Here is a 21,808-nt window from a genome sequence, read left to right on the forward strand (position 1 = left end):
TTCCTCAGTCATTCGTCCTGAAGACATTGGTCACCACATAGGTGGCCAGTAACACCACGTGGAAACCCAGGAGGGCTGCGACCTGCAGCGGGTCGACGTGGGAGAACTCGAGCAATTCACTCAAGACGTGGATCGAGGCGATGATGACGATCGTCGACACGATCCGGTGCTTCATGCGGCGATAGGCACGCTCACTCTCCTTGATGAAGCCCTCGCCATAGGCGGAAGATTTCAGCCGGAATGTGTTGTAGGTGTTGTTCGCGACCATGACGACGAGGTTGGCGATGAAGACCATGTCGAGCAGGTTCAGGATCAGCAAGATCGTCTTCTTGCGGTCCAGGAACTCGTAGGTTGCGACCGCATCATAGATATCGACGAAGAACGTGATCAGAAACAAGACCATGCCGACAGACAGGCCGATCAGCATCGGGATCTGTGCCAGACGCGTCAGCCGGTGTGCAAGATCAAACTCGTTTGTGCTCTCGTTCGCCGGTTTCTGCTCGCTCATCGCGCCGCCCTAGGTGACGGACTCATAAATGAGGCCGAAGTGGTTTGAGGTGGCTTGCTTCTCGTCAAGGAGCGGAAGCGCAGGAAATGTGCTTCATTTTCAAACCTTTCGCAACGCGGAGGAGGCGCAAGCCGGGCAAATCCGAAGGACATGGAAATGGCTTCACCCCGTGGCGTCAGCGTGCTTGACCGGGCAGGAAGCCCGCTCCGCAAACCCTTCCTGACGGGCTTTCGCCATTTCGCATGCCATTTCAGTCTCATTTACGGGTCCATCACCTAGTGCTCAATATTCCGCTTCCACGACCAGACGCTAGGGCAAAAAATGTCTTGTGTCACCGATTCCGGATTGGGTCACCACGCTCCCTGTCCTGTTGTGGGCTCATGCCGTGCGTCGCGCGATAGCGTTTTGAAAAATGTGACCCGCTGGGGAAACCGCAGGCAATGCCTATATCGATAATGCGCATCGACGTGCGCCGCACCATCTGACGCGCGATGTCGAGACGGATCTTGCTGTAGTAGTCGAGCGGAGCGGAGTCCAGGTACTTGTGGAAATCGCGCTGCAACTGGCGCGGACTGACACCAAGCCGGTTTGCAATTTCCTGCAGCGACAGCGGATCGCTCACGTGTTCGGTCATCATCTCGATGCAAGCGCGCAATTTCTTCGGAACCACCTCAAGATCCGCGCGCAAAAGCGTGTGCTGCCTCTCCTCACCTGAACGCCTGTCGTGATGCAGCGCTATTTCTGCAACATCGCGTGCCACCGCGCTTCCGTGAACCTCGGCAATGAAACCGATCATGAGATCAATTGCCGCCGTGCCTCCGGCACAGGTCAGAATGCGGCCATCCGCCTGAATCAGGGAATCGACAAGTTCGGTTCCGGGAAACATTTCCTTGAAAAGATCGGCATATTCCCAGTGAATTGTGCAGGCCCGGTCCTCTAGCAAACCAAGATCCGCCAACACGTAAGCGCCAGTGCAGATGCCGGCGACACGGTCGCCCTTGTGCGCAAGCCGCTGAATTTTTGCCTTTTGCCCGGACGTCAGCTCAAGGCGTTCCACGTCGTCACTGCTGCAGACGGCAACGAGATCAACCCGCGTAATGTCCTCAAGCGCACAGTCTGCCCGTACACAGCTGCCATTGCTCGCAATCGCGTCGCGTCCGTCAAGGGTGCAGCACCGGTAGGTAAATGATTTTCGCTTGAGCACCTTGTTGGCAATTCGCAGCGGCTCGATGGCGGAGGCGAAGGACAACAGGGAGAAGTTTTTCAACAGCAGGAAGCAGACGTCTGTCGTCTCCGCGTCAGACGATCCCTGGCCACCATCGACACCGCGTTTCGCGGGACCGGTGTCAGTCGGCCGATCTTGCGAAATCGTGCCCCGCTGCCTTGTTGTCGTCACCGAAAGCCTTTCCTCCTGCACCTTTCAAGTAAGCGAGGGCGAGTTTGCTCGTTTCGCACAGACTGGCGCATTCGAGGGGACAAGTCGAGACGAAGGACCGTCTTTTGAAGGTCAGGCAATCTCGATATCGAGCCCGAGGTCGAGAACCGGAGCCGAGTGCGTGATCCATCCGGATGAGATCAGATCGACGCCCGATTCGGCGACCGCCCTGACCGTATCGAGTTCGATGCCGCCCGATGCTTCCAGAAGCGCGCGCCCGCCAGTGATGTCCACTGCCTCGCGCAGGGTTTCGGGGCCCATGTTGTCGAGCATGACAACATCAGGGCCTGCGGTGAGCGCTTCTTTCAGCTGGTCAAGCGTATCGACTTCGACTTCGATTTTCACGAGATGGCCCGCGAAGGCCTTGGCCGCTTCGATGGCCCTGGTGACACCACCGGCAACTGCGATGTGATTGTCCTTGATCAGGATGGCATCGTCGAGCCCGAACCTGTGGTTGGCGCCACCGCCGCATTTGACGGCATATTTTTCGAAGGCACGCAGGCCCGGCGTCGTCTTGCGGGTGCAGACGATCTCGGCTTTCGTGTGAGAGATCTGCGAGGCGAAACGGGAGGTCGCCGTGGCTATTCCCGACAGGTGCCCGAGGAAATTGAGCGCAACGCGCTCTGCGCTCAAAAGCGCACGTGCCGGCCCTTCGATGCGCGCAACCGTATCCCCTGGCGCAAGCGTCTCCCCATCCTGTTTCAAGGCGTCGAAGGACAGAGCTGTGTCCGTCTCGCGAAAGGCGCTTTCCGCAAACCGGAGCCCTGCCAGCACGCCGCTTTTCCGTGAGACGATCTGCGCGACAGCGCACGCGTCTGCAGGCAGCGTTGCCTGGCTTGTGATATCGCCGGCTCGTCCCCAGTCTTCCAGCAAGGCGGATTTCACGGCGTCGTCGATCATCAATCGGGGCAGTTCGGGAAGGCGAAGTCCGGTCATGGCAATGCGCTCTCTCACGCTGTTTCCAACGCGTCGGAAGCGATCGCGTCGACGTCTTTCAATGTGGTGTAGGACCTTTTGGCCATGGCCGGGTCGGTCTCGGGAAAGTCGTTGCGGAAATGGCCGCCCCTGCTCTCCTGCCGTTTCAGGGCGGATGCGGCGATGATCTTGCCGGTGATCATCATGTTCTTGATCGACTGGCGCACACAAATGCTTTCTGCAGCTGCAATGTCGGCCAGCGCTGCCTTCAGTCCGGCAGCATCGCGCAAGACGCCGACATTCCTGGCAAGCGTGTTGCGGAGCGTGCTGATTGCATCGCGTTCCTCGACATTGCGCTGGCTCGGCAGCCCGGGCTCATCGTCCATCGTGTTCCAGAAGGCGCTGCGCGGTGTCGGCATGAGGCCCTGGATGTCCTCGGCAATGCGTGCGGCAAAGACCACTGCTTCCAGCAGGGAGTTGGAGGCAAGCCTGTTGGCACCATGCGCACCGGTCGACGCGACTTCGCCGGCTGCCCACAGACCATCAAGGGAAGTCCGCCCGTTCGCGTCGGTCAGAACGCCGCCCATATGGTAGTGCTCCGAGGGCGCGACCGGCACCAGATCCTTCTCGGGATCGATACCTGCCTCCATCGCGGCCCGGTATACGGTCGGAAACTCTTCCTTGAACCTGGAGCCTATCGTTTCGCGGCAATCGAGAAACGCGCCGCGGCCGGCCTGGATTTCCCGGTAGATCGCACGGGCGACAATGTCACGCGGCGCCAGTTCCATGTCAGGATGAACGCCTTCCATGAAGCGTTCGCCCGCCCCGTTGACGAGCAGAGCCCCCTCGCCGCGAAGCGCTTCTGTCGCCAGCGGCGTCGGGTCTTTGCCGACATCAAGTGCGGTCGGGTGAAACTGAACGAATTCGGCATCCGCGATGACAGCACCGGCCCGGGCGGCCATCGCCAGCCCGTGACCGTTCGCCTCCGGCGGGTTGGTGGTCAGACCGTAGAGATGCCCCACACCGCCGGACGCCAGAACAACCGCTTTTGCCGGAAACGCAAGGCGTGTGATACCGCCGCGCTTGCGCACAAGAACACCGGTGACATAACGCCCCTCGCCCAGCAGGCTCTCGCCGAGATACCCTTCCAAAACGCGAATGGACGGCGTTTTGCGGACTTCCGAAATCAGCGCGTCCATAATCGCGCGGCCCGCCATGTCGCCGCGGACGCGTACAACACGGCTTTCGGAATGCGCCGCTTCCCGCGACAGCTGCAGGCGGCCTTCGAGATCCTGATCGAACGGCACGCCGTAGGACAACAGATCGTGGACCCGGTCCGTGCCCTCCCGCGTCATCTGGTCGACAATCTTGGGCTCGCAGATACCGCAGCCGGCCGCCAGCGTATCGTCCCGGTGCCGCTCCACCGAATCCTGTTCGGAAATCGCGGCCGCAATGCCGCCCTGGGCCCAGGCGGAAGACGCCCCCTGGCCGATCGGCGCATTCGTGATCACCGTGACGGGTCTCGGGCTCAGTTTGAGCGCGCAGAACAGCCCGGCAAGCCCGCCTCCCAGAATGACGACATCGTCCACATCCTCGCCGATATAGGCAGGTGCGAAATCCTCAACGGACACGGCCATTGGTTTCTTCCCGGAACAGACGGGGCATTGCCCCAGAGGGTTTTCGGGCCGAAACACATTTGGCGGCCCAAAAAATGTGCTTAGGTGATGGACTCATAAATGAGGCCGAAATGGCTTGAGGCGGCTTGCGTCTCGTCAAGGAGCGGAAGCGCAGGAAATGTGCTTCATTTTCAAGCCTTTCGCAACGCGGAGGAGGCGCAAGCCGGTCAAATCCGAAGGACATGGAAATGGCTTCACCCCGTGGCGTCAGCGTGCTTGACCGGGCCAGAAGCCCGCTCCGCACACCCTTCCTGACGGGATTTTGCCATTTCGCATGCCATTTCAGTCTCATTTATGGGTCCATCACCTAGTGCGGTTTAGACCAAAGCCGGTCAGATTTTCAAGTTGATCATCCGCTCAACGGCCGTACGGGCGCGCTCCGCCACAACAGGATCGACAATGACCTCTTCCTTCATGTCGACAAGGCTGTCGAGGATTTTGCCAAGCGTGATCCGCTTCATGTGCGGGCACAGGTTGCAAGGGCGGATATAGTCCACGCCCGGCGTCTCGCTGGCAACGTTGTCGGCCATGGAACACTCGGTCACCATCATAACCTTTTCCGGACGCTTGGTCTTGACCCAGTTGATCATGTGCGCGGTCGACCCGGCAAAGTCGGCCTCCGCGACCACGTCCGGCGGGCATTCGGGATGTGCGATGATCTTCACTTCCGGTTCGATCTTGCGATAGTCGCGCAGTTCCTCAGCCGTAAAGCGCTCATGCACCTCGCAGGCACCGTCCCAGACCAGGACTTCGACATCCGTCTTGTTGCCGACATTGGCCGCAAGATACTTGTCCGGGATCAGAAAGACCCTGTCGACACCGAAGCTTTCGACCACCTGAAGCGCGTTGGACGATGTGCAGCAGATGTCGCACTCCGCCTTCACATCCGCAGAGGTGTTCACATAGGTGATGATCGGAATGCCGGGATTGCGTTCGCGCAGGGCGCGGACATCGGCGCCGGTGATGGATTCGGCCAGTGAACATCCTGCGCGCATATCCGGGATCAGCACGGTCTTTTCCGGGCTCAGGATCTTGGATGTTTCAGCCATGAAGTGCACGCCGCACTGAACGATGACCTCGGCATCGGTACGCGTCGCCTCGATCGCAAGCTGCAGGCTGTCACCGACGATATCGGCGACACCGTGGAAGATGTCCGGCGTCATGTAATTATGCGCCAGGATCACAGCGTTGCGCTCTTTTTTCAGCTTGTTGATGGCATGAACCGTCGGAGCAAGCGCCGCCCACTCGATGGCCGGAATGATGTGTTTGACCTTTTCATAGATCGGCGCAGTCGCTTCCGCGATTTCAGGCGTATAGCTCAGGTCCGGCCGATCCACGCGTCCGAAGCGCTCAAGCGCGGTCAGACCGTTTGCAATCGGTTCGGAAACCGTAAAGGCTTTTTGGGCAACAGACATGGCGCCCCTCCTGTAAGCAGGCTGAACTGGGACTTTCAGCTCTCGGATTATTATACTCAGTTTGAGCATATATATCGCAAAAGAAAACGGGCGCTGCGGCCCTGACCCTTTTGCTCGTTCAGAGTTTATATAATCCCATCGTGACCAAAAATCCATCACTTTCAGCCAACTTTTCTGCCTTTTTCACGTTCCTGATTTGATTTCAATGCCTTGAGCGCCAATTCTCCGCCGCTTTGGTAGCCAGCTAACCGAATTTCGAGCCGGCCCGCTGTTGATTTCTGTTTGTTGCAAATTCATTCCGTAATTTGATCCATTGATCAAAAATACACGTTTTACGATCCCCCATATCCAGTTATCTTAGCGGCAACTCCAACATGAGGTTTCCGATGAACGCCCCATCCGCGCACGTCAGACAAGGCCCGAATGTCCCGCTCATCATTGTCTGCGGGTGCCTGATTGCGCTCATTTCCTTCGGCCCGCGCGCGGCCATGGGGCTGTTCTTTCAACCCATGACGGAAGCCCGGGACTGGAGCCGGGAAATCTTTGCGCTCGCGATCGCCATACAGAACCTTGTCTGGGGGATCGGGCAGCCGTTCGCGGGCATGATGGCGGACCGTTACGGCACCTGGAAGACGATGACACTCGGCTCAGCGCTCTACGTTGCAGGTCTCCTGCTCATGGTCGATGCACAAAGTGCCGTTGCCCTGCATGTCTCAGCCGGTGTTCTTATCGGGCTCGGGATTGCGTTCTCGTCGTTTTCGCTGGTACTTGCGGCCTTCGGGCGGACCGTCTCTGCGCAGCAACGCTCGCTCGCATTCGGCATCGGGACGGCGTCGGGTTCGCTCGGCCAGTTTCTCTTCGCCCCACTGGGCGGCGCGCTTCTCGCCAATGTCGGCTGGCAGCAGACGCTTATCATCTTCGCCGGCATTGTCGCGGTCGTTCCGCTCCTGGCTGTGGCGCTGCGCGGCAAACCGGACCAGACGAGCGAATCGGCGCAATCGGGTGACCAGAAGCTGACCGATGCAATTGCCGAGGCCTTCGGCACACGGGGCTTCATCCTTCTGACAATCGGCTTCTTCGTCTGCGGCTTTCACGTCGCCTTCATCACGGTTCACCTGCCTCCTTTCATCGTGGATTCCGGACTGGATCTTAGCTGGGGAGCCTGGGCAATCGCGCTCATCGGACTGTTCAATATCGTCGGGTCGCTTGCGTCCGGATATGGCGGCGGCCGGTACTCGAAGCCGATCCTGCTGTCGCTGATCTATCTGGGACGATCAATCGCCATTCTGGCCTTCATCATGTTTCCGATAACGCCGGCGACAGTGCTGATTTTTTCCGCCGTCATGGGATTGCTCTGGCTTTCCACCATTCCGCTGACCTCGGGACTGGTCGCGGTCATGTTCGGTCCGCGCTACATGGCGACGCTTTTCGGCTTCGTTTTCCTGTCGCACCAGATCGGCGCGTTTCTGGGTGTCTGGCTTGGCGGAAAGCTTTATGACGACACGGGATCCTATGACGCGATCTGGTGGTGCGGTATCGTGCTCGGTGTCCTGGCGGCGATCATCCATTGGCCAATACAGGAAAGACCTGTCCCGAGGCTTGCCCAGCAGCCTGCGGAGTGACGAAGACCACTGTCGCGTGCGGAATGTCACGAAAACGCGGCTTGGAATCTCGGCTGCAACAGCCTAGCCAAGCAAGGGTCTTGCTTCGGAAAACGACAGTAGCCGCCTGGAGTTTTCATCCCACAGATGCAGTCGGATGCTGGCAAGGCTCTGCCTGATCGTCATGCGGTTGCTATCCGCCAATTCCTTGTGGTCGCGAAGCACCTCCGGAAGCCGGTAAAACGGTATCCGGCTGTTCAGATGATGCACGTGATGAATGCCGATATTGGCGCTCGACCATTGCAAAACCGGCGGCAACACGTAGTGAGAGCTGCCGTGCAGCGCGGCATCATGAAGTTGCCAGTCTTCTTCCGTGTCCCAGTGCGTTCTCTCGAACTGATGTTGCACATAGAACAACCAGACCCCCAGCGTTGCCGCGAGAAGCGTTGTCGGCAAAAAGATCAGCAAGATCGGCATCCAGCCGCCGAAGACCAGTATGAGCGCCAGCGCACCGAAGATCGCGAGATTGGTGGCCATCGCGTAGACCCAGTATCTTGCGTGGGCCATGTACCCGATCGGCAAACGGTTCTCGAGGAAGAACGTGTAGAATGGCCCGAGGCCAAACAGCACGAGAGGAGACCGGTAGACCCGGTACCACAGCCTGCTGCGTCGCGTCATCGCCTTGTATTCAGCGACCGTCAACGTGTGAATGTCGCCAAATCCACGTTTCTCCAGATTTCCCGAAGTACTGTGATGCGTTGCGTGTGTCCGCCGCCAGACGTCATAGGGCGTCAGTGTGAGAACGCCGATCGCCCTGCCCAGCCAGTCGCTCACGGTGCGGTTCTTGAGAAACGACCCATGCCCGCAATCGTGCTGGATAGCGAACAGCCGAACAAGAAAAGCCGCGTTGACAAGGGAGATGGCCGCAGTGAGCCAGTAACTGATATCCAGCGCCGCCCATGCCAAAATCCACAAGATCAAGAACAGACCGGCTGTAACGCCAAGCTCGAAAGAACTGCGCAACGTGCTCGGTTCCCGGTATTGCGCGAGTATGGCCACCCAGTCACGCGGCGCACGGATTTCCGGCTTCGCGCCAGGGACATCATCTAATTCGCACATATACCTGCTTCTTGTTTTTGCGCCTCCCTACATAGACTGTTGCGCAAAGCATGCAATGGTCTTGTGACGGCGCAGAGGACTATTTGCTGGTCTCATCACGCGAAAGTGCACGCGCGCTGCGTGCTGAAGACCCGCCTGACGGGCAGTCTTTTGCCCACCCGACGCGGACCTGCGCAAGGCTCAAACCGGCTTGTAGCGTTTGGAGACCGTTTCGTCGTCCGACCGGTAGTCCACGAACCCCATACGCGCATAATAGGACAGCCCGCCGGTGTTCTCCTTGCGGATGGTGGCATCGATAGTACTTGCGCCGGCATCTCGCGCCGCCGCAGCGGTGCGGGCGAAGAGCGCGCGCCCGATCCCCTTGCCATGGGCCTCCGGATCGACATAGGTCGCAATCAAGGCCCAATCAGCCGGCAGTCTGTGTTCGCCGGGCCAGGTCGGATCGGCCCAAAGGAGCGCCTGAAAACCGCAGACCTTGCCACTCTCGATCGCGACATGACAGCAGATCGCAAGCTCGGGAGCGATGAATTCGCTGACAATCTTTTCGCGGTCAAAGGGCGCGCGATAGGCTGTCGTACCGCCAATCGTGATGATGCGATTGATCAGTTCCGCCATCTGGTCGGCGTGCGATGGCAGCGCGGCGCGCACATCAACGGTCAATGCGGTTTCCTTCCGGTTTACGGTCCGCCGGGCTCAGACGCCTCGAAAGCGCCGATCACCCGGCCACCTTGGAGAAGTCCGCCACGACATGTGTCGCATCGCGGATCTCCGCCAGCAACTGCAGGCGATTGGTGCGCAGCGCCGGTTCCTCTGCGTTGACGAGGATATCCTCAAAGAAGCGGTCCACCGGCGCCCGCAACTTCGACAGCGCTTCCATGGCACCTTCGAAATTCTCTTCCGAGACCGCACTCGCTGCTTCGGCACGCGCCGTATCGATGGCCGCCGCAAGATCGATTTCCGCCTGTTCGCGAAGATGATCGGCATGCGGGCGGCCCGAAACCGGAACGCCGTCCTTCTTTTCTTCCGCCTTCAGAATGTTGACAGCGCGCTTGTAACCGGCGAGCAGATTGGCACCGTCATCCGAAGACACGAAGTTTCCGAGCGCCTCGACGCGTTTGACCACCATCAGAAGGTCGTCCTGGCCCTCCAACGCGAATACCGCGTCGATCAGGTCGTGGCGTGCGCCCTCGTCCTTCAGGTGCACTTTCAGGCGATCGCCAAAGAAGGAGAGCAGACTGTCGACGAGCGCGCCGGCATCCCCGACCGGCACATCGATAGGGCCGAGCGCGGCGCGGATCGGATCGCCCAGCCGGATCCGAAGTTCGTTTTCCAGAACGATCCGGATCACGCCCAGCGCCGCCCGTCTGAGCGCGTACGGGTCTTTCGACCCTGTCGGCTTCTCGTCGATTGCCCAGAACCCGGCGAGAAGGTCCAGCTTCTCGGCAAGGGCAACGCTGACGGCGACCGGGTCCGAAGGCACGCTGTCGCTCGGTCCCTGCGGCTTGTAATGCTCTTCGATCGCCAGTGCGACAGAGGCGTCCTCTCCCTGAGCAGACGCGTAGTACCGTCCCATGAGGCCCTGCAACTCGGGAAATTCGAACACCATGTTGGACACAAGGTCGGCCTTGGCCAGCTCGGCGGCCCGTTCCGCCTTGGCCTTGTCAGCACCAATGATCACGGCCAGATCGGCCGAGAGCGCGATCAGGCGTTTGATCCGGGAACCGACACTGCCAAGCTTTTCATGAAACTTGACCTCGTCCAGTCTTGGCAGATTGTCAGAAAGCCGCGTCTTCAGGTCCGTTTCCCAGAAGAACCGGGCATCTGCAAGACGCGCACGGATAACCTTCTCGTTTCCGGCCACGATCAGCTTGCCGCCGTCCCCGGCAACGATGTTGGAGACCAGAACGAACTTGTTGGCAAGCCGCCCTGTTTTCGGATCCTTCAGAACGAAGCACTTCTGATTGACGCGGATCGTCAGCTGGATGCACTCGTCCGGTATTTCAAGGAAATCCTTGTCGAAGCTGCCCGTGAGCACCACGGGCCATTCGACAAGTCCGGCCACTTCCTCAAGCAGGCCCGGGTCCTCGACAAGCTCAAGGCCGAGCGCCAGCGCACGATCCTTGGCGTCGTTCAGGATCATGTCCTTGCGCCGGTCCGCATCCAGGACAACCTTGTGCTTCTCAAGGCCGGTCGCATAATCGTCGAAGCGCCGGACGTCAAAAGCCTCGTCTGCGAGGAACCTGTGTCCGCGTGTCGATTTTCCGGACTTGATGCCGTCGAATTCGAACGGAATGACTTCCGGCTCCTCGGTCTCCGGTCCGAAGGTTGCCACGATCGAGTGCAGCGGACGCACCCAGCGCGTTGCCGTCGTCCCCCAACGCATGGATTTCGGCCACGGAAACCCGCGCAGGATGCCGGGCATGAAGTCCGCGATGATATCAATCGCGGTCCGGCCCGGCTTTTCGATGACGGCAACGTAGAAATCGCCCTTTTTCGGATCGTTCTGAATGCTTGCTTCTTCGACCGACGCGAGACCGGCGCCACGCAGGAAACCTTCGACCGCCTTGTCCGGCGCACCGACACGAGGCCCTTTTCTTTCCTCGCGTGTTGCCGCCGACCCGGCCGGGACACCAGCAACATGCAACGCCAGACGGCGCGGGGTTGCGAATGCCTTGGCACCTTCATAGGGCAAGCCTGCATCCACCAGAGCATTGGTGACCAGCGTTTTCAGGTCTTCGGCCGCCTTGCGTTGCATGCGGGCCGGAATTTCTTCGCTGAAGAGTTCAAGCAGAAGATCGGGCATGGAGTTTTACGCCTTCGGGTTTGGAAGGAGACTTCCGGAAACAGCTGTGCGTCCGTTAGCAACTCAACGTGCGCTTGTCACCCCTTTTCCAGATTTCCGGGCGTCGCCGGGCATCGACAAAAATAGCAGTAGCAAATCATAGTTTTGCTTCACGCTTCTTCAAGAAATACCTGCGATGATCATCAACTGGTAAGGCAGTACGAAGTATCAGGAAGAGATAGTGATCAATCAGGAAGCCACAGGCGTCCGACTCTTGGCACGTTCAATTGCCGCGATTTTCGCAGCGGCAATCTTCAGTTTTGCGGTCTTCGGTTTTATTCCTCATCTTCTGGAAGACAATCATTCAGGCGCAAGTCACCTGATGTACGATGCTGCCGCAGGCGTGTTCCTGTTCTTTGCCCTGATCGGTCTCGTTTACGGCCTCTGGGTCACGCGCAAACTGCGCAGCGAACTGAGTGCCCGCTCGTCAGAACATTCCAAGGCCCTGGCCCTGGCGCAGCATGACGCACTGACGGGCCTTCCGAACCGCCGACGCCTGCTCGAAGCCTTTTCCGATCTCAGCCGGAACGTGAAAGACGGCAGCTTCCGCGCAATCATGATGCTGGACCTGGACGGCTTCAAACCGATCAACGACGTCTACGGCCATGCGTTCGGAGACAACCTCTTGCGTAGTTTCGCCGAACGGCTTGCCGAAACGGTCGGGAATGACGGCATTGTTGCCCGCCTCGGCGGAGACGAATTCGCGATCGTGTCGCCCGTTTTTTCCGACAAGAGCGAAGCCTCGGGTTTTGCACGCCGCCTGTTGACGCGCATCAGCGAACGCTTCGAAATCGGAGAGCGCCAGATTTCCATAGGCTCCGGTATCGGTATCTCTCTTTATCCGCATGACGGCCATGCCGTCACCGAGCTTTTGAGACGTGCCGACATTGCCCTTTACAGGGCCAAATCCTCGGGACGCTCAACCTATCGCTTCTTTGAAGTCGACATGGATGCCTCGATCCTGCACAGAACGCTTCTGGAACAAAGGCTCAGGCGTGCCATTGAGGTCGAGGACGTCAAGGTCCACTACCAGCCGATCCTGGACATGGACACGGGACGTATCGCGGGATTTGAAGCGCTCGCACGCTGGACCGACAGCGACTTCGGCAACGTGCCGCCGATGCAGTTCATTCCGATCGCTGAAGACTGCGGCATCATTTCCGAACTGACGCGGCATCTGCTTGCAAAGGCCTGCGAGACGGCGGCAAAATGGCCGGAAGACCTCTATCTCTCATTCAACCTGTCGCCTGTCCAATTGCAGGACCCTGCCCTGCCGGACCAGATCAAAACGATCCTCGGAGCCTATGGCTATCCGTCCGACCGGCTCGTTCTGGAGATCACCGAGACGTCGCTGGTCAAGAACCCGGAAGCGGCAAGACGCATTCTTGATGAGCTGACCGCAACGGGCATCACGATTGCCCTGGACGATTTTGGCGCGGGTCATTCCTCCCTGAGCTATCTCCGGGACTTCCCGATCAAGAAGGTCAAGATCGACAAGTCGTTCACCGAGCGCATGCTGACCGACAAGCAGTGCGCTGCGATCGTGGAAGCGGTTCTCGTCCTGTCGAAGGGACTGGAGATCGACGCCGTGGCCGAAGGCGTCGAAAACGACGCCGTGCATTCCGCGCTGAGTTCAAACGGATGTCATTACGGCCAGGGCTTTCTCTATGCCAAGGCAGTCTCTGCCGAGGATGCGGATGAGCTCCTGGCGGCACAGGATGGCGGTCGTCTTCCGTTCGCTGAAAACTCCAACGTGGCCTGACCGCCTCCACAGCCTGCCGCAGCCTGCCGCGCGAACTCTACCAGCCGCCGCCGCCGCCACCGCCTCCGCCGCCGCCTGACGAACCACCCGACGAACCGCCGGAAAAGCCGGAACTCGAGGACTTCGGGACAGGAAGAGACGACCTGAACGACTGGGCCATGGCGCTGGTGGTGCTGGAAAGCGAATCGGAGACATGATGCGCGTCGAAGGTCCGCCCGCTATACCAGTTCGGATGATAGCTGGCCGCCGCCGCAGCACCGGCCGCAGTTGCAAGCCAGCCCTCGAACGCATTGGACCACGGCTTTTCGACGCCGAGCGCAACCGCATAGGGAAGCAATTCCTCGAAATGCACGGTGCTCATGTCCGGCGCTTCACCCATGTTGAGCCGTTCCTGCTCGGCGACGGAGAGATAGAGCTTCAGGCCCTCGATCTGATCCAGCACCTGCCGGCCCAGCGCGGTCGGTGCGCTGAGCAGGAAAAAGAACAGCACATTCAGCGCAATGAGGGCGGCTGCCACGACAGGCAGGATCGGCAGTGTTGAAACACCGCCGGAAATGTTGTTCGCCAGCAGGCCCGTGCCGATCATGGCAGCAATGAACAGGACGAAGATCAGCCCCATTCTGAGCTGCATGTTGGGAATGCGGAACACGGCCTTGCCGATATTCACCGAAAAGGCGGCCGCGAAGATCGACAAGACCATGAAAAGGAAGGCGAATTCCATCTGGTCCGGCGGCATTTGTCCGAAGGCAAACAGCCCGATGATCACCGCGATGCTGAGAAGCGCACCGGGGAGAAGAAACGACCGGTTGTTCTTGAAGAACACATTCCGGCTTTCCTTCTCGATCGCGCTCCTGAACTTGCTGCCCAGAGCCTTGATCGCACCGCCGTTGTCCTTGTCGATTGGAAGCGGCGAGCCGCGCCCGTTCAAATAGGTGACGAGAGCTGCCTCTCCCTTCGGCAGATCGCTCGTGCCGGTGCCCAGCGCCTCATCGAGCTCAAGCACCATGTCGCCGTCCTTTTCCTCGAAACGCAGGCGGTGCTTGACGGCAAGGTTGAGGCTCGCCGCGGCGAGCGCGACCCATCCGCCATCGCTGAAACCGCGTGTCGATACGTATCTGGCAAGCGCCGGGGAAACATCGGGCGGCGCCTTGAAACGCGGAAAAACAACGCCGCTGGCAGGATCGCGCCCGACAAACAGCCAGGCCATCAGGTAGTAGAAGAGCACAAGCAGCACGCCTGCCCCGCCAATAATTTCAGGCCGGTAGTCGTCCAGGAAATACCCGAGCTGTTCCGCTTCCGTGGGTGCGGCAACGGCGCCCTTAGGCATTGCGACAACCACGGTGAGCCCCTCGTAGGCCCTCAAGGCCCGGGTGTTGGTAAAGATGACCTCGCGACCGTCCTCGGCAACGCGTGCCTCAAAGTCCCTGCCCCTTTCACCGAAGCTTCCGGTATAGGCGGTCCAGTCCTGAGCCCGTGTGCCCGGCGGCAGGATGACCCGCGCGACAACCTCGTCAATCGGAAAGATCCATTCGTTGCCGGTCGCATTCCAGTAGACTTCATCGTGGTCATCGAAGAACCGGATCTGGCGGTCGGTTTCGTATTCGATCGTGTAAGTGTAATTGCCCGGCTCCAGAAAGACGTTCTCGTCGCCGATATAGATCCGCACACCGTCGCCGCTCGCTCTTTCAAAATAGCTGGCTTCGCGCCCGTCCTGAAGCACCGACAGTACCTTGAACCCGACCCGGTAGGTGCGCCCGTCCGGACCTTCGGCCCGAAGCGGAAAGTCGCGGAAGATACCGCGCTTGATCTGGTTTCCTTCCGCGCGCACGCTGATTGTCTCGGTCACCGTGAGCAGGCCGCTCTCGGCGACCTCGACATTGGAGACGAAGCGGTGGATGCGTTCCTCCGCCGAGGCGGTTCCGGCTCCACTGAAAATCAGGACCGCCAGCACGGCCCCGGCGGCAACAGATCTAATCCACATGGACATGCCCCTTAAAATTCGACCTTGGGCACGGCCCGATCAGCCTCGTCCTCGATTTCGAAATATTCGGCCTTGTCGAACTTGAACTGGTTCGCGATGAGGTTCGAGGGGAAACTCTCCACGGCGACGTTCAGACCGCGCACTGCGCCGTTGTAATAGCGGCGCGCCATCTGGATCGCGTTCTCGATTTCATCCAGCGAATTGTGAAGATCGGAGAAGTTCTCGCTGGCCTTGAGATCGGGATAGGCTTCGGCGACGGCGAACAGCCGCCCGAGCGCCTGGCCAAGCGCACCTTCGGCCTTGGCACGCCCGGCCACGTCACCGCTCGGCACGGACCCGACCGATGCCCGCAGTTTGGTCACCGCGTCGAGCGTTTCCTGCTCGTGCCCGGCATACCCCTTTACGGTTTCCACCAGATTGGGAATGAGATTGGCACGGCGCTTGAGTTGCACGTCGATACCACTCCAGCCTTCCTCGACCATCTGGCGTTTCTTGACGAGCGTGTTGTAGAGAAAAATTGCATAAACGGAGAGCGCGATCAAAAGCGCAAGAATTATCCAGGACAACGTGCGGATCCTCCTTCAAGAACGATCCGGAGGCTAGCGCCTGCCGGCAGGCCTGTCATCCTGCCGGGCGTCATAAACCCGCGTCACCCACATATGAGGGTCAAAAACCGGGCGCTTTGGCGCGGTTATCCCGTCAATGCGCGATCGATCACAGACTGCGAGAGGTGCCTGTCTATTCGGCTGCCTGATTGTGATAGCCGACGCCGCCTGCTTCCGTTTCCAGGAACGCCGTGCCGCAGGCCTTGGCAAGTTCACGTACGCGCAGGATGTAACTCTGGCGCTCTGTCACGGAGATCACACCACGCGCGTCAAGCAGATTGAAGGCATGGCTGGCCTTGATGCACTGGTCATAGGCAGGGAGCACCACCTGGTGAACCGTCGCACCGGCCTCTTCCCTTGCCTTGGCACCGGCATCGAGCAGGGCCCTGCATTCGTTTTCCGCGTCCTTGAAGTGGCGGAACAGCATCTCCGTGTCGGCATGCTCGAAATTGTGCCGGGAATATTCCTGCTCGGCCTGCAGAAAGACATCGCCGTAGGTCACCCTGGCGTCGCCCTCCATGCCGTTGTAATTCAGCTCATAAACGTTATCGACGCCCTGGATATACATGGCGAGGCGCTCAAGCCCATAGGTGAGTTCACCGGAGACCGGAGAACATTCGAAACCGGCCACCTGCTGAAAGTAGGTGAATTGCGACACTTCCATGCCGTCGCACCAGCATTCCCAGCCCAGACCCCAGGCCCCCAGCGTCGGGCTTTCCCAGTCGTCCTCAACGAAGCGGATGTCATGCAGTTTCGGATCGAGACCGATGGCGTAGAGCGACTTCAGATAAAGGTCCTGCAAGTCCGCCGGTGACGGTTTGAGGATCACCTGAAACTGGTAGTAATGCTGCAGCCTGTTCGGATTTTCACCGTAGCGGCCATCTGTCGGCCGGCGCGACGGCTGGACATAGGCAGCGCGCCAGGGACGCGGACCGAGCGAGCGCAGCGTGGTTGCCGGGTGAAACGTCCCGGCGCCGACTTCCATGTCATACGGCTGCAGCACGACGCAGCCCTGGTCCGCCCAAAAGCGTTGAAGCGTCAGGATCAGACCCTGAAACGAGTTTTCCGGGCGCATATGTGCCGGCAATGTGTCCGTCGACATGACTTTTTTCCGCAGGTGGCTTTTCACGGCAGGCCATTCCGCCGCGCGAGGCGAGAGGTGCCACGACGAAGAGGCAAGGTCAAGACAGGCATGAATGTGTTGTCGCCCGAATGGCAAACAGGACCTGCTTCCGCGCCTGCGAACGAAAGGCTTGACGGTGCCCATGCCCTCCATTACCAACAACGCGGCTCCAGACGCCGGCCGCTCGCAGACCAATGGTCCTGGTGAAGTTCTGGTTTCGACAGTTTCGTTCCACGAAAGCGTTTCGCCCAGGTGGCAATGCGAGCACTTCCCTTCCCGCGAAATGCCTGCACCTGGAGAACGGAATGTCGACCGACACGTCCCGGACGAATTTCTATACGCAGGGCCCGCTGGTCCCCACACTCTTGAAGACGGCTCTGCCAATCATCCTGGTGATGAGCATGAACGGTCTTCTGACCGTTGCCGACGCATTGTTTCTCGGCCGCTTCGTCGGACCGGACGCCCTCAGCGCCGTCACGCTCATGTTTCCCGCCTACATGATACTTGTGGCGACCGCGACACTGATCTCAAGCGGCATGTCCAGCATTCTGGCGCGCGACCTCGGTGGTGAACGATATAGCGACGCACAGCGCGTGTTCACCGGCGCGCACGGTCTCTCGCTCGGGATCGGTCTCCTGACTGTTGCCGCGTTTTCGCTCGCCGGATATCCGCTCATCGTCATCGCCGCAGAAGGCTCCGAAGCAATTGCGGGCATGGCTTTCACCTACATGGCGATTACCGTGTGGACATCGCCGCTTCTGTTCGTGCTTTCGGTCCAGTCGGATTCGCTGCGCAGCGAAGGCTATGTCATGCAAATGGCCGGTGTCAGCCTGTTCGTGTCGCTGGTCAATATCGCGCTCAATTTCGTGTTCGTGGTCATTTTGCATCTTGGTGTTGCCGGAACCGCTGCCGGAACCGCGCTTGCGCAGCTGTTGTCGCTGCTTGTCATCATCGGGTTCCGGCTGCGCGCAGACAGCCACCTGAAGCCCGGAATTCTCCTCAGAACTTCCTGGACATCATGCTGGCGGCCGATTTTTGCGCTTGGCGCTCCGCAAAGTCTCAATTTCGCCGGCATTGCTCTCGGGTCTGCAGCGACATTTGCAGCGTTGCAGCTGGTCGGGTCGAGCGGATATGAATCGACCGTGGCTGCGTTCGGGCTCCTGACACGCATCATGACTTTCGTGTTTCTGCCGTTGCTCGGACTGATCCACGCCCTGCAGGCAATGATCGGCAACAATTACGGGGCCGGTGCATTCGAACGCACGAACGCGACACTTCGGCTCGGTTTGCTGACGGCATTTTTCTACAGTCTCGCGGTCCAGCTTCTCCTGAGCCTGTTTGCCCGGCCGATCGGTTTCCTGTTTGTCGACGATCCCGCAATCGTCGCGGAGCTCGGCAGGATCCTGCCGATCAACATCGCGCTGATGTTCGCCGCAGGGCCGCTGTTCGTGATCGGAGGATATTTCCAGGCGCTCGGCGATGCAAAAAAGGCTGCCCTGGTCAGCCTGATCAAGCCGTATTTCTTCTTTTTGCCGCTGCTTGTGGTGCTGCCGTACTATTTCGGTGAGGTCGGCATCTGGGTCGCGGGGCCCGTGGCGGAGGGGCTCCTGCTATTGCTGGTCGCGGTCATTCTCATCTCGGCTGCAAGAACTACCGACGCACGCTGGGGCCTCTTTCTTGCTGATGATGCGAAATGATGATTGCCGGCGGGGCGCACGCGCCGCCGGTTCGCTTCAGTTGACGGGGCGATATTTTCCCGTTTCGGGGTCAAGGACCAGCTTCGCGCCCTTGCCGTTCGGGTCTGCCTTGGCAGCCGCTCTCGAGATCTGGTTCTCGACATCGGCCATCTTGCGTTTGACCCGTTGAACAATCCAGTAACCGCCAACTGCGAGAGCCGCCACGCCAATCAGTTCAGTCATATCGTTCCCCTTGCTTTGCCCCGAGATCACATGCCCAATGCGCCTTTTTAAAGGCCGTAGCGCATCCACAACGCCCGTTCCTCAACGGCAGAAATCAGATCTTCTCCAAGCCCTTCGGTCAAACGCTGGCCCTTCAGACCGATGCCGACGGCAGCACGCCTGCCAAACAGGCCGCGCGGCGCTGAAATCAGCTTGGGTTCGACCTTGTCGCCAAACCTGTCCTTCAGAACACCGCGCAAATCGCCGATCGAGTCGACAAGCCCGAGCTCCACGGCGGTACGTCCCGTCCAGAACTTGCCCGTAAACAGATCCGGGTCTTCGCCCAGAACATCTCCGCGACGGGATTTTACAAGATCGATAAAGGTCTCATGCAATTCGAGCTGCAAGCTCTTGAGATAGGCAATATCGTCGGGCACCTCGGGCTGGAAAGGATCGAGCGTGACTTTCTTTTCCCCGGCGGTGTAGACGCGCCGGTCGACGCCGATCTTCTTGATCAGCTCCGTAAAGCCAAAGCCCGCAGCGACCACACCTATCGACCCGACAATGGACGAAGGATCGACAAAAATCTCGTCACCTGCGACGGCGATCATGTAGCCACCGCTGGCCGCGACATCCTCCACGAAAACCAGAACTTCCTTTTCGTTTTCCTTCGCAAGGTCGCGGATGCGCTTGAAGATGAGGCGCGATTGCACCGGCGACCCGCCGGGCGAGTTGATGATCAGGGCAACCGCAGGCGCTTTCTTGATGGAAAAGGCCTTCTCAAGCGGCAGGGCAGCCGACGCAAGAGACAGCCCCGATCGCATCGGGCTCTGCATGCCGATCGCGCCCTGCAGGCGGACGACAGGAATGATCGGTTTGTCATTGCGGAAACGTCTTGGAAGAATGCTGCGGATTTTGGAAAGCACGCTGAAAGGCCCTGCGAGAGTTCGGTATTCCTCTCGATATATGTATCGATCGGGAACTTGCAAAGACCAAGTGCGCGCTAAATCACACTCCGCCTTGAGGCTCGGCCTCCAGGAGGCTCACGATCCGAATGCACTGACACGTTTCTTGGACTTCTTCGCCTCTTTTTCAGCTGCCAGCTTTTCCTGTTCCCGGTCCAGCATGGCCGTAACCGCTTCGGGTGTCAGAACCGGCGTCGGGTCGAACGGCCAGTTGAGGCGGACGCCCGCCTGCCCGTTCTTGCGCCAGATGATTTTCGCTGCAATGGGCATATCGAGACCCGGAATGGAAATTTCGATATCCTGCGGCAGACGATCAAGATTGTCGGCTTCAAGCCGGCAGCCGGATCTGCTTGCGTCGACGATGCGGCACTTGATGATGAACGGGCTGGTCTTGCCGCTCACCACCGTGCTGATCCAGACCGACCGTCTGACCTCGCGCCGCTTTTCCGCGGTCGCCTGATCATCTTTCAGAAAGCTGACCCTGGCCTCGTTGTCGCCATAGGCAATCACAGTGCCACGCACGAGCTTGTCAAAGCCTGCAAGGCGCAGTCCGACGTCTTTTTGAAGCAGGTCCACCTTGTCGGAAACGATCCAGCACCCGGCGTCGTTCACGTCGATCGCCGATGCTTCGAAGCACGACATGTCGGCCAGATCAACGACGAGCGCCGTTACGCTGTTCTCGGCAATTCTGACCGCGCTGGTGTTGCTCAAATCGTCCTCCGGTTCGGTTGCACCCCAACCTACAACCGCAAGCCTAAAAGCTGTATTAACGCAACGGAAGTCGATGTGCTACTGGCCGGCCAGGCGAGACCGGATACTGAGGAAGTCACGCCAGGACAGGCGTTTCTCGAGCGGGCTGCGCAGCAGGTATGCCGGATGGTAGGTGGCGACCGCCGCGATCTCCCGGTCCGCAAGCGTGTAATTCATCCATCGGCCGCGCATCTTGCGAATACCGTCCTGCACGCCAAGCAGGTTCTTTGCGGAAGCCGCCCCGAGGAACACCAGCACATCCGGGTTGACCAGTTCGATCTGCCGTTTGATGAAAGGTTTGCAGATCTCGGTTTCCTGAGGCGTCGGCGTTCGGTTTCCCGGCGGGCGCCAGGGAACGACGTTGGCAATGTAGGCTGCTTCCCGGTCCAGTCCGATCGCCGTCAGCATGCGGTCGAGCAATTGTCCGGAGCGGCCTACAAATGGTTTTCCCTGAAGGTCTTCCTCCCGCCCTGGCGCTTCACCGACAAGCATCAGCCGGGCTTCCGGATTGCCGTCGCCGAACACCAGCGTCTTGGCGGTCAGCTTGAGATTGCAGCCTTCAAACGTCTCCAGGCAGGCTTTCAGATCAGCCAGCGATGCAGCAGATGCGGCAAGATCCCGCGCCGAAGCGATCATTTCCCGGTCCGGCACGACCGCTGCCTGTGCCGAAGCAGGCTGATGCGACTGTGCGGGCTGCTGCGACGGCGCAGCGGGCTGTTGCCGCGGCGTACTCGCGGCCGCGACGTCTTCAGACGCCTGCGACTGCGCCGAACCTCCTGCTTTGTGAGATGGCCGTGCGTGCGAAACCGCCTGATGACGGTGCGCCGCCTGGCGCACGCTCGCCGCCGCCCAATCGACAGGTTCGTCGCCCAGAAAACAGTCGACGCCCGCGCTGCGGTAGAATTCCAGCAGGCTTTCGATCTCTTTCAGATGGTCTTGGGAATTTTGCAAGTAACGGCCTCCAGAGCCGAATTCTAGTCAGCTGGCCGCCGCTTACAAGCACTGAGGTGGCGCAGGGTGGCAGAACCCCCAGGCTTCCTGTACTTCATGCGCTTCATCGAAGGAATGAAACTCACTTTACTCTTACGTAAACGTAAATCTTTTTCTTGACGCCCATGCGCGCCTTTGGTCTATCTGGGCGAAATTCGACAAATTTAGGGCCGGAATTCGCTAACAGAATTGAAAAATGTCGTGTATTGCGCTGCAAAATGCT

General features: G+C 59.5%; 20 protein-coding genes. 5 read left to right on the forward strand and 15 right to left on the reverse strand.

The window, feature by feature from the left end:
- Positions 1-4 precede the first annotated feature (4 nt).
- On the reverse strand, positions 5-508 hold the full coding sequence (locus RBB49_RS01660) for a YqhA family protein (RefSeq protein ID WP_306140915.1): 504 nt from the start codon (positions 506-508) through the stop codon (positions 5-7).
- 156 nt (positions 509-664) lie between these two features.
- Between RBB49_RS01660 and RBB49_RS01665 the strand changes: the two genes are divergently transcribed.
- Positions 665-787: a hypothetical protein gene (locus RBB49_RS01665; protein ID WP_306140916.1), complete on the forward strand. Its 123-nt coding sequence runs from the start codon at positions 665-667 to the stop codon at positions 785-787.
- Between the two features lie 52 nt (positions 788-839).
- Here RBB49_RS01665 and RBB49_RS01670 read toward each other — a convergent pair whose 3' ends face one another.
- From RBB49_RS01670 to RBB49_RS01680, 3 genes are all read right to left on the reverse strand, one after another.
- On the reverse strand, positions 840-1,904 hold the full coding sequence (locus tag RBB49_RS01670) for a GlxA family transcriptional regulator (protein WP_306140917.1): 1,065 nt from the start codon (positions 1,902-1,904) through the stop codon (positions 840-842).
- Between the two features lie 111 nt (positions 1,905-2,015).
- Entirely contained in the window at positions 2,016-2,879 is an 864-nt protein-coding gene (gene nadC / locus RBB49_RS01675) for a carboxylating nicotinate-nucleotide diphosphorylase (protein ID WP_306140918.1), read from the reverse strand.
- A 14-nt stretch (positions 2,880-2,893) separates the two neighbouring features.
- Entirely contained in the window at positions 2,894-4,495 is a 1,602-nt protein-coding gene (locus RBB49_RS01680) for an L-aspartate oxidase (RefSeq protein ID WP_306140919.1), read from the reverse strand.
- Positions 4,496-4,722: 227 nt separating this feature from the next.
- Here RBB49_RS01680 and RBB49_RS01685 point away from each other — a divergent pair, with 227 nt between their 5' ends.
- Positions 4,723-4,845 (forward strand): hypothetical protein, encoded by a 123-nt coding sequence (locus RBB49_RS01685; RefSeq protein WP_306140920.1) that lies wholly within the window; start codon positions 4,723-4,725, stop codon positions 4,843-4,845.
- 21 nt (positions 4,846-4,866) lie between these two features.
- On the opposite strand, the gene nadA is transcribed toward RBB49_RS01685, so the two are convergent.
- A complete protein-coding gene (gene nadA, locus RBB49_RS01690) occupies positions 4,867-5,949 on the reverse strand; it encodes a quinolinate synthase NadA (protein WP_306140921.1) in 1,083 nt (360 codons plus the stop codon).
- A gap of 386 nt (positions 5,950-6,335) precedes the next feature.
- Between nadA and RBB49_RS01695 the strand changes: the two genes are divergently transcribed.
- Positions 6,336-7,571, forward strand: coding sequence for an MFS transporter (locus RBB49_RS01695; RefSeq protein WP_306140922.1), 1,236 nt, complete (start codon positions 6,336-6,338; stop codon positions 7,569-7,571).
- A gap of 63 nt (positions 7,572-7,634) precedes the next feature.
- On the opposite strand, the gene RBB49_RS01700 is transcribed toward RBB49_RS01695, so the two are convergent.
- The 3 genes from RBB49_RS01700 to glyS form a co-directional block, all read right to left on the reverse strand.
- Positions 7,635-8,669, reverse strand: a complete 1,035-nt coding sequence (locus RBB49_RS01700; RefSeq protein WP_306140923.1) for a fatty acid desaturase — start codon at positions 8,667-8,669, stop codon at positions 7,635-7,637.
- Between the two features lie 180 nt (positions 8,670-8,849).
- Positions 8,850-9,329, reverse strand: a complete 480-nt coding sequence (locus RBB49_RS01705) for a GNAT family N-acetyltransferase (RefSeq protein WP_306140924.1) — start codon at positions 9,327-9,329, stop codon at positions 8,850-8,852.
- A gap of 55 nt (positions 9,330-9,384) precedes the next feature.
- Positions 9,385-11,472: a glycine--tRNA ligase subunit beta gene (glyS, locus tag RBB49_RS01710; RefSeq protein ID WP_306140925.1), complete on the reverse strand. Its 2,088-nt coding sequence runs from the start codon at positions 11,470-11,472 to the stop codon at positions 9,385-9,387.
- Positions 11,473-11,725: 253 nt separating this feature from the next.
- Between glyS and RBB49_RS01715 the strand changes: the two genes are divergently transcribed.
- On the forward strand, positions 11,726-13,273 hold the full coding sequence (locus RBB49_RS01715; RefSeq protein ID WP_306140926.1) for a bifunctional diguanylate cyclase/phosphodiesterase: 1,548 nt from the start codon (positions 11,726-11,728) through the stop codon (positions 13,271-13,273).
- A gap of 37 nt (positions 13,274-13,310) precedes the next feature.
- Here the strand turns inward: RBB49_RS01715 and RBB49_RS01720 are convergent, their stop codons facing one another.
- The 3 genes from RBB49_RS01720 to RBB49_RS01730 form a co-directional block, all read right to left on the reverse strand.
- Positions 13,311-15,254 carry a DUF2207 domain-containing protein gene (locus RBB49_RS01720; RefSeq protein WP_306140927.1) on the reverse strand — a complete coding sequence of 648 codons (1,944 nt, stop codon included), beginning with the start codon at positions 15,252-15,254 and terminating at the stop codon, positions 13,311-13,313.
- An 11-nt stretch (positions 15,255-15,265) separates the two neighbouring features.
- Positions 15,266-15,820, reverse strand: a complete 555-nt coding sequence (locus RBB49_RS01725; RefSeq protein ID WP_306140928.1) for a LemA family protein — start codon at positions 15,818-15,820, stop codon at positions 15,266-15,268.
- A gap of 172 nt (positions 15,821-15,992) precedes the next feature.
- Complete coding sequence (locus RBB49_RS01730) at positions 15,993-16,961, reverse strand: glycine--tRNA ligase subunit alpha (protein ID WP_306140929.1); 969 nt, start codon at positions 16,959-16,961, stop codon at positions 15,993-15,995.
- Positions 16,962-17,287: 326 nt separating this feature from the next.
- On the opposite strand from RBB49_RS01730, the gene RBB49_RS01735 reads away from it, so the two are divergent.
- Positions 17,288-18,679 (forward strand): MATE family efflux transporter, encoded by a 1,392-nt coding sequence (locus tag RBB49_RS01735; protein WP_306140930.1) that lies wholly within the window; start codon positions 17,288-17,290, stop codon positions 18,677-18,679.
- Between the two features lie 36 nt (positions 18,680-18,715).
- Here the strand turns inward: RBB49_RS01735 and RBB49_RS01740 are convergent, their stop codons facing one another.
- The 4 genes from RBB49_RS01740 to RBB49_RS01755 all read right to left on the reverse strand — a co-directional run bounded on the left by RBB49_RS01740 (position 18,716) and on the right by RBB49_RS01755 (position 21,546).
- Positions 18,716-18,901 (reverse strand): hypothetical protein, encoded by a 186-nt coding sequence (locus tag RBB49_RS01740; protein ID WP_306140931.1) that lies wholly within the window; start codon positions 18,899-18,901, stop codon positions 18,716-18,718.
- Positions 18,902-18,948: 47 nt separating this feature from the next.
- Positions 18,949-19,806, reverse strand: coding sequence for a S49 family peptidase (locus tag RBB49_RS01745; protein ID WP_306140932.1), 858 nt, complete (start codon positions 19,804-19,806; stop codon positions 18,949-18,951).
- A gap of 117 nt (positions 19,807-19,923) precedes the next feature.
- A complete protein-coding gene (locus tag RBB49_RS01750) occupies positions 19,924-20,556 on the reverse strand; it encodes a PilZ domain-containing protein (RefSeq protein ID WP_306140933.1) in 633 nt (210 codons plus the stop codon).
- A 78-nt stretch (positions 20,557-20,634) separates the two neighbouring features.
- Entirely contained in the window at positions 20,635-21,546 is a 912-nt protein-coding gene (locus RBB49_RS01755; protein WP_306140934.1) for a uracil-DNA glycosylase, read from the reverse strand.
- Positions 21,547-21,808 lie beyond the last annotated feature (262 nt).

The sequence above is a fragment of the Roseibium sp. MMSF_3412 genome (genome assembly GCF_030733265.1).
Classification (GTDB): domain Bacteria; phylum Pseudomonadota; class Alphaproteobacteria; order Rhizobiales; family Stappiaceae; genus Roseibium.

Bases quoted from the DNA above. Each gene is read 5' to 3' on its own strand.
- RBB49_RS01660 (WP_306140915.1), bottom strand. From the start codon at position 508: ATGAGCGAGCAGAAACCGGCGAACGAGAGCACAAACGAGTTTGATCTT.
- RBB49_RS01665 (WP_306140916.1), top strand. From the start codon at position 665: ATGGCTTCACCCCGTGGCGTCAGCGTGCTTGACCGGGCAGGAAGCCCG.
- nadC (WP_306140918.1), bottom strand. From the start codon at position 2,879: ATGACCGGACTTCGCCTTCCCGAACTGCCCCGATTGATGATCGACGAC.
- RBB49_RS01680 (WP_306140919.1), bottom strand. From the start codon at position 4,495: ATGGCCGTGTCCGTTGAGGATTTCGCACCTGCCTATATCGGCGAGGAT.
- RBB49_RS01685 (WP_306140920.1), top strand. From the start codon at position 4,723: ATGGCTTCACCCCGTGGCGTCAGCGTGCTTGACCGGGCCAGAAGCCCG.
- nadA (WP_306140921.1), bottom strand. From the start codon at position 5,949: ATGTCTGTTGCCCAAAAAGCCTTTACGGTTTCCGAACCGATTGCAAAC.
- RBB49_RS01695 (WP_306140922.1), top strand. From the start codon at position 6,336: ATGAACGCCCCATCCGCGCACGTCAGACAAGGCCCGAATGTCCCGCTC.
- RBB49_RS01700 (WP_306140923.1), bottom strand. From the start codon at position 8,669: ATGTGCGAATTAGATGATGTCCCTGGCGCGAAGCCGGAAATCCGTGCG.
- glyS (WP_306140925.1), bottom strand. From the start codon at position 11,472: ATGCCCGATCTTCTGCTTGAACTCTTCAGCGAAGAAATTCCGGCCCGC.
- RBB49_RS01720 (WP_306140927.1), bottom strand. From the start codon at position 15,254: ATGTGGATTAGATCTGTTGCCGCCGGGGCCGTGCTGGCGGTCCTGATT.
- RBB49_RS01730 (WP_306140929.1), bottom strand. From the start codon at position 16,961: ATGTCGACGGACACATTGCCGGCACATATGCGCCCGGAAAACTCGTTT.
- RBB49_RS01735 (WP_306140930.1), top strand. From the start codon at position 17,288: ATGTCGACCGACACGTCCCGGACGAATTTCTATACGCAGGGCCCGCTG.
- RBB49_RS01740 (WP_306140931.1), bottom strand. From the start codon at position 18,901: ATGACTGAACTGATTGGCGTGGCGGCTCTCGCAGTTGGCGGTTACTGG.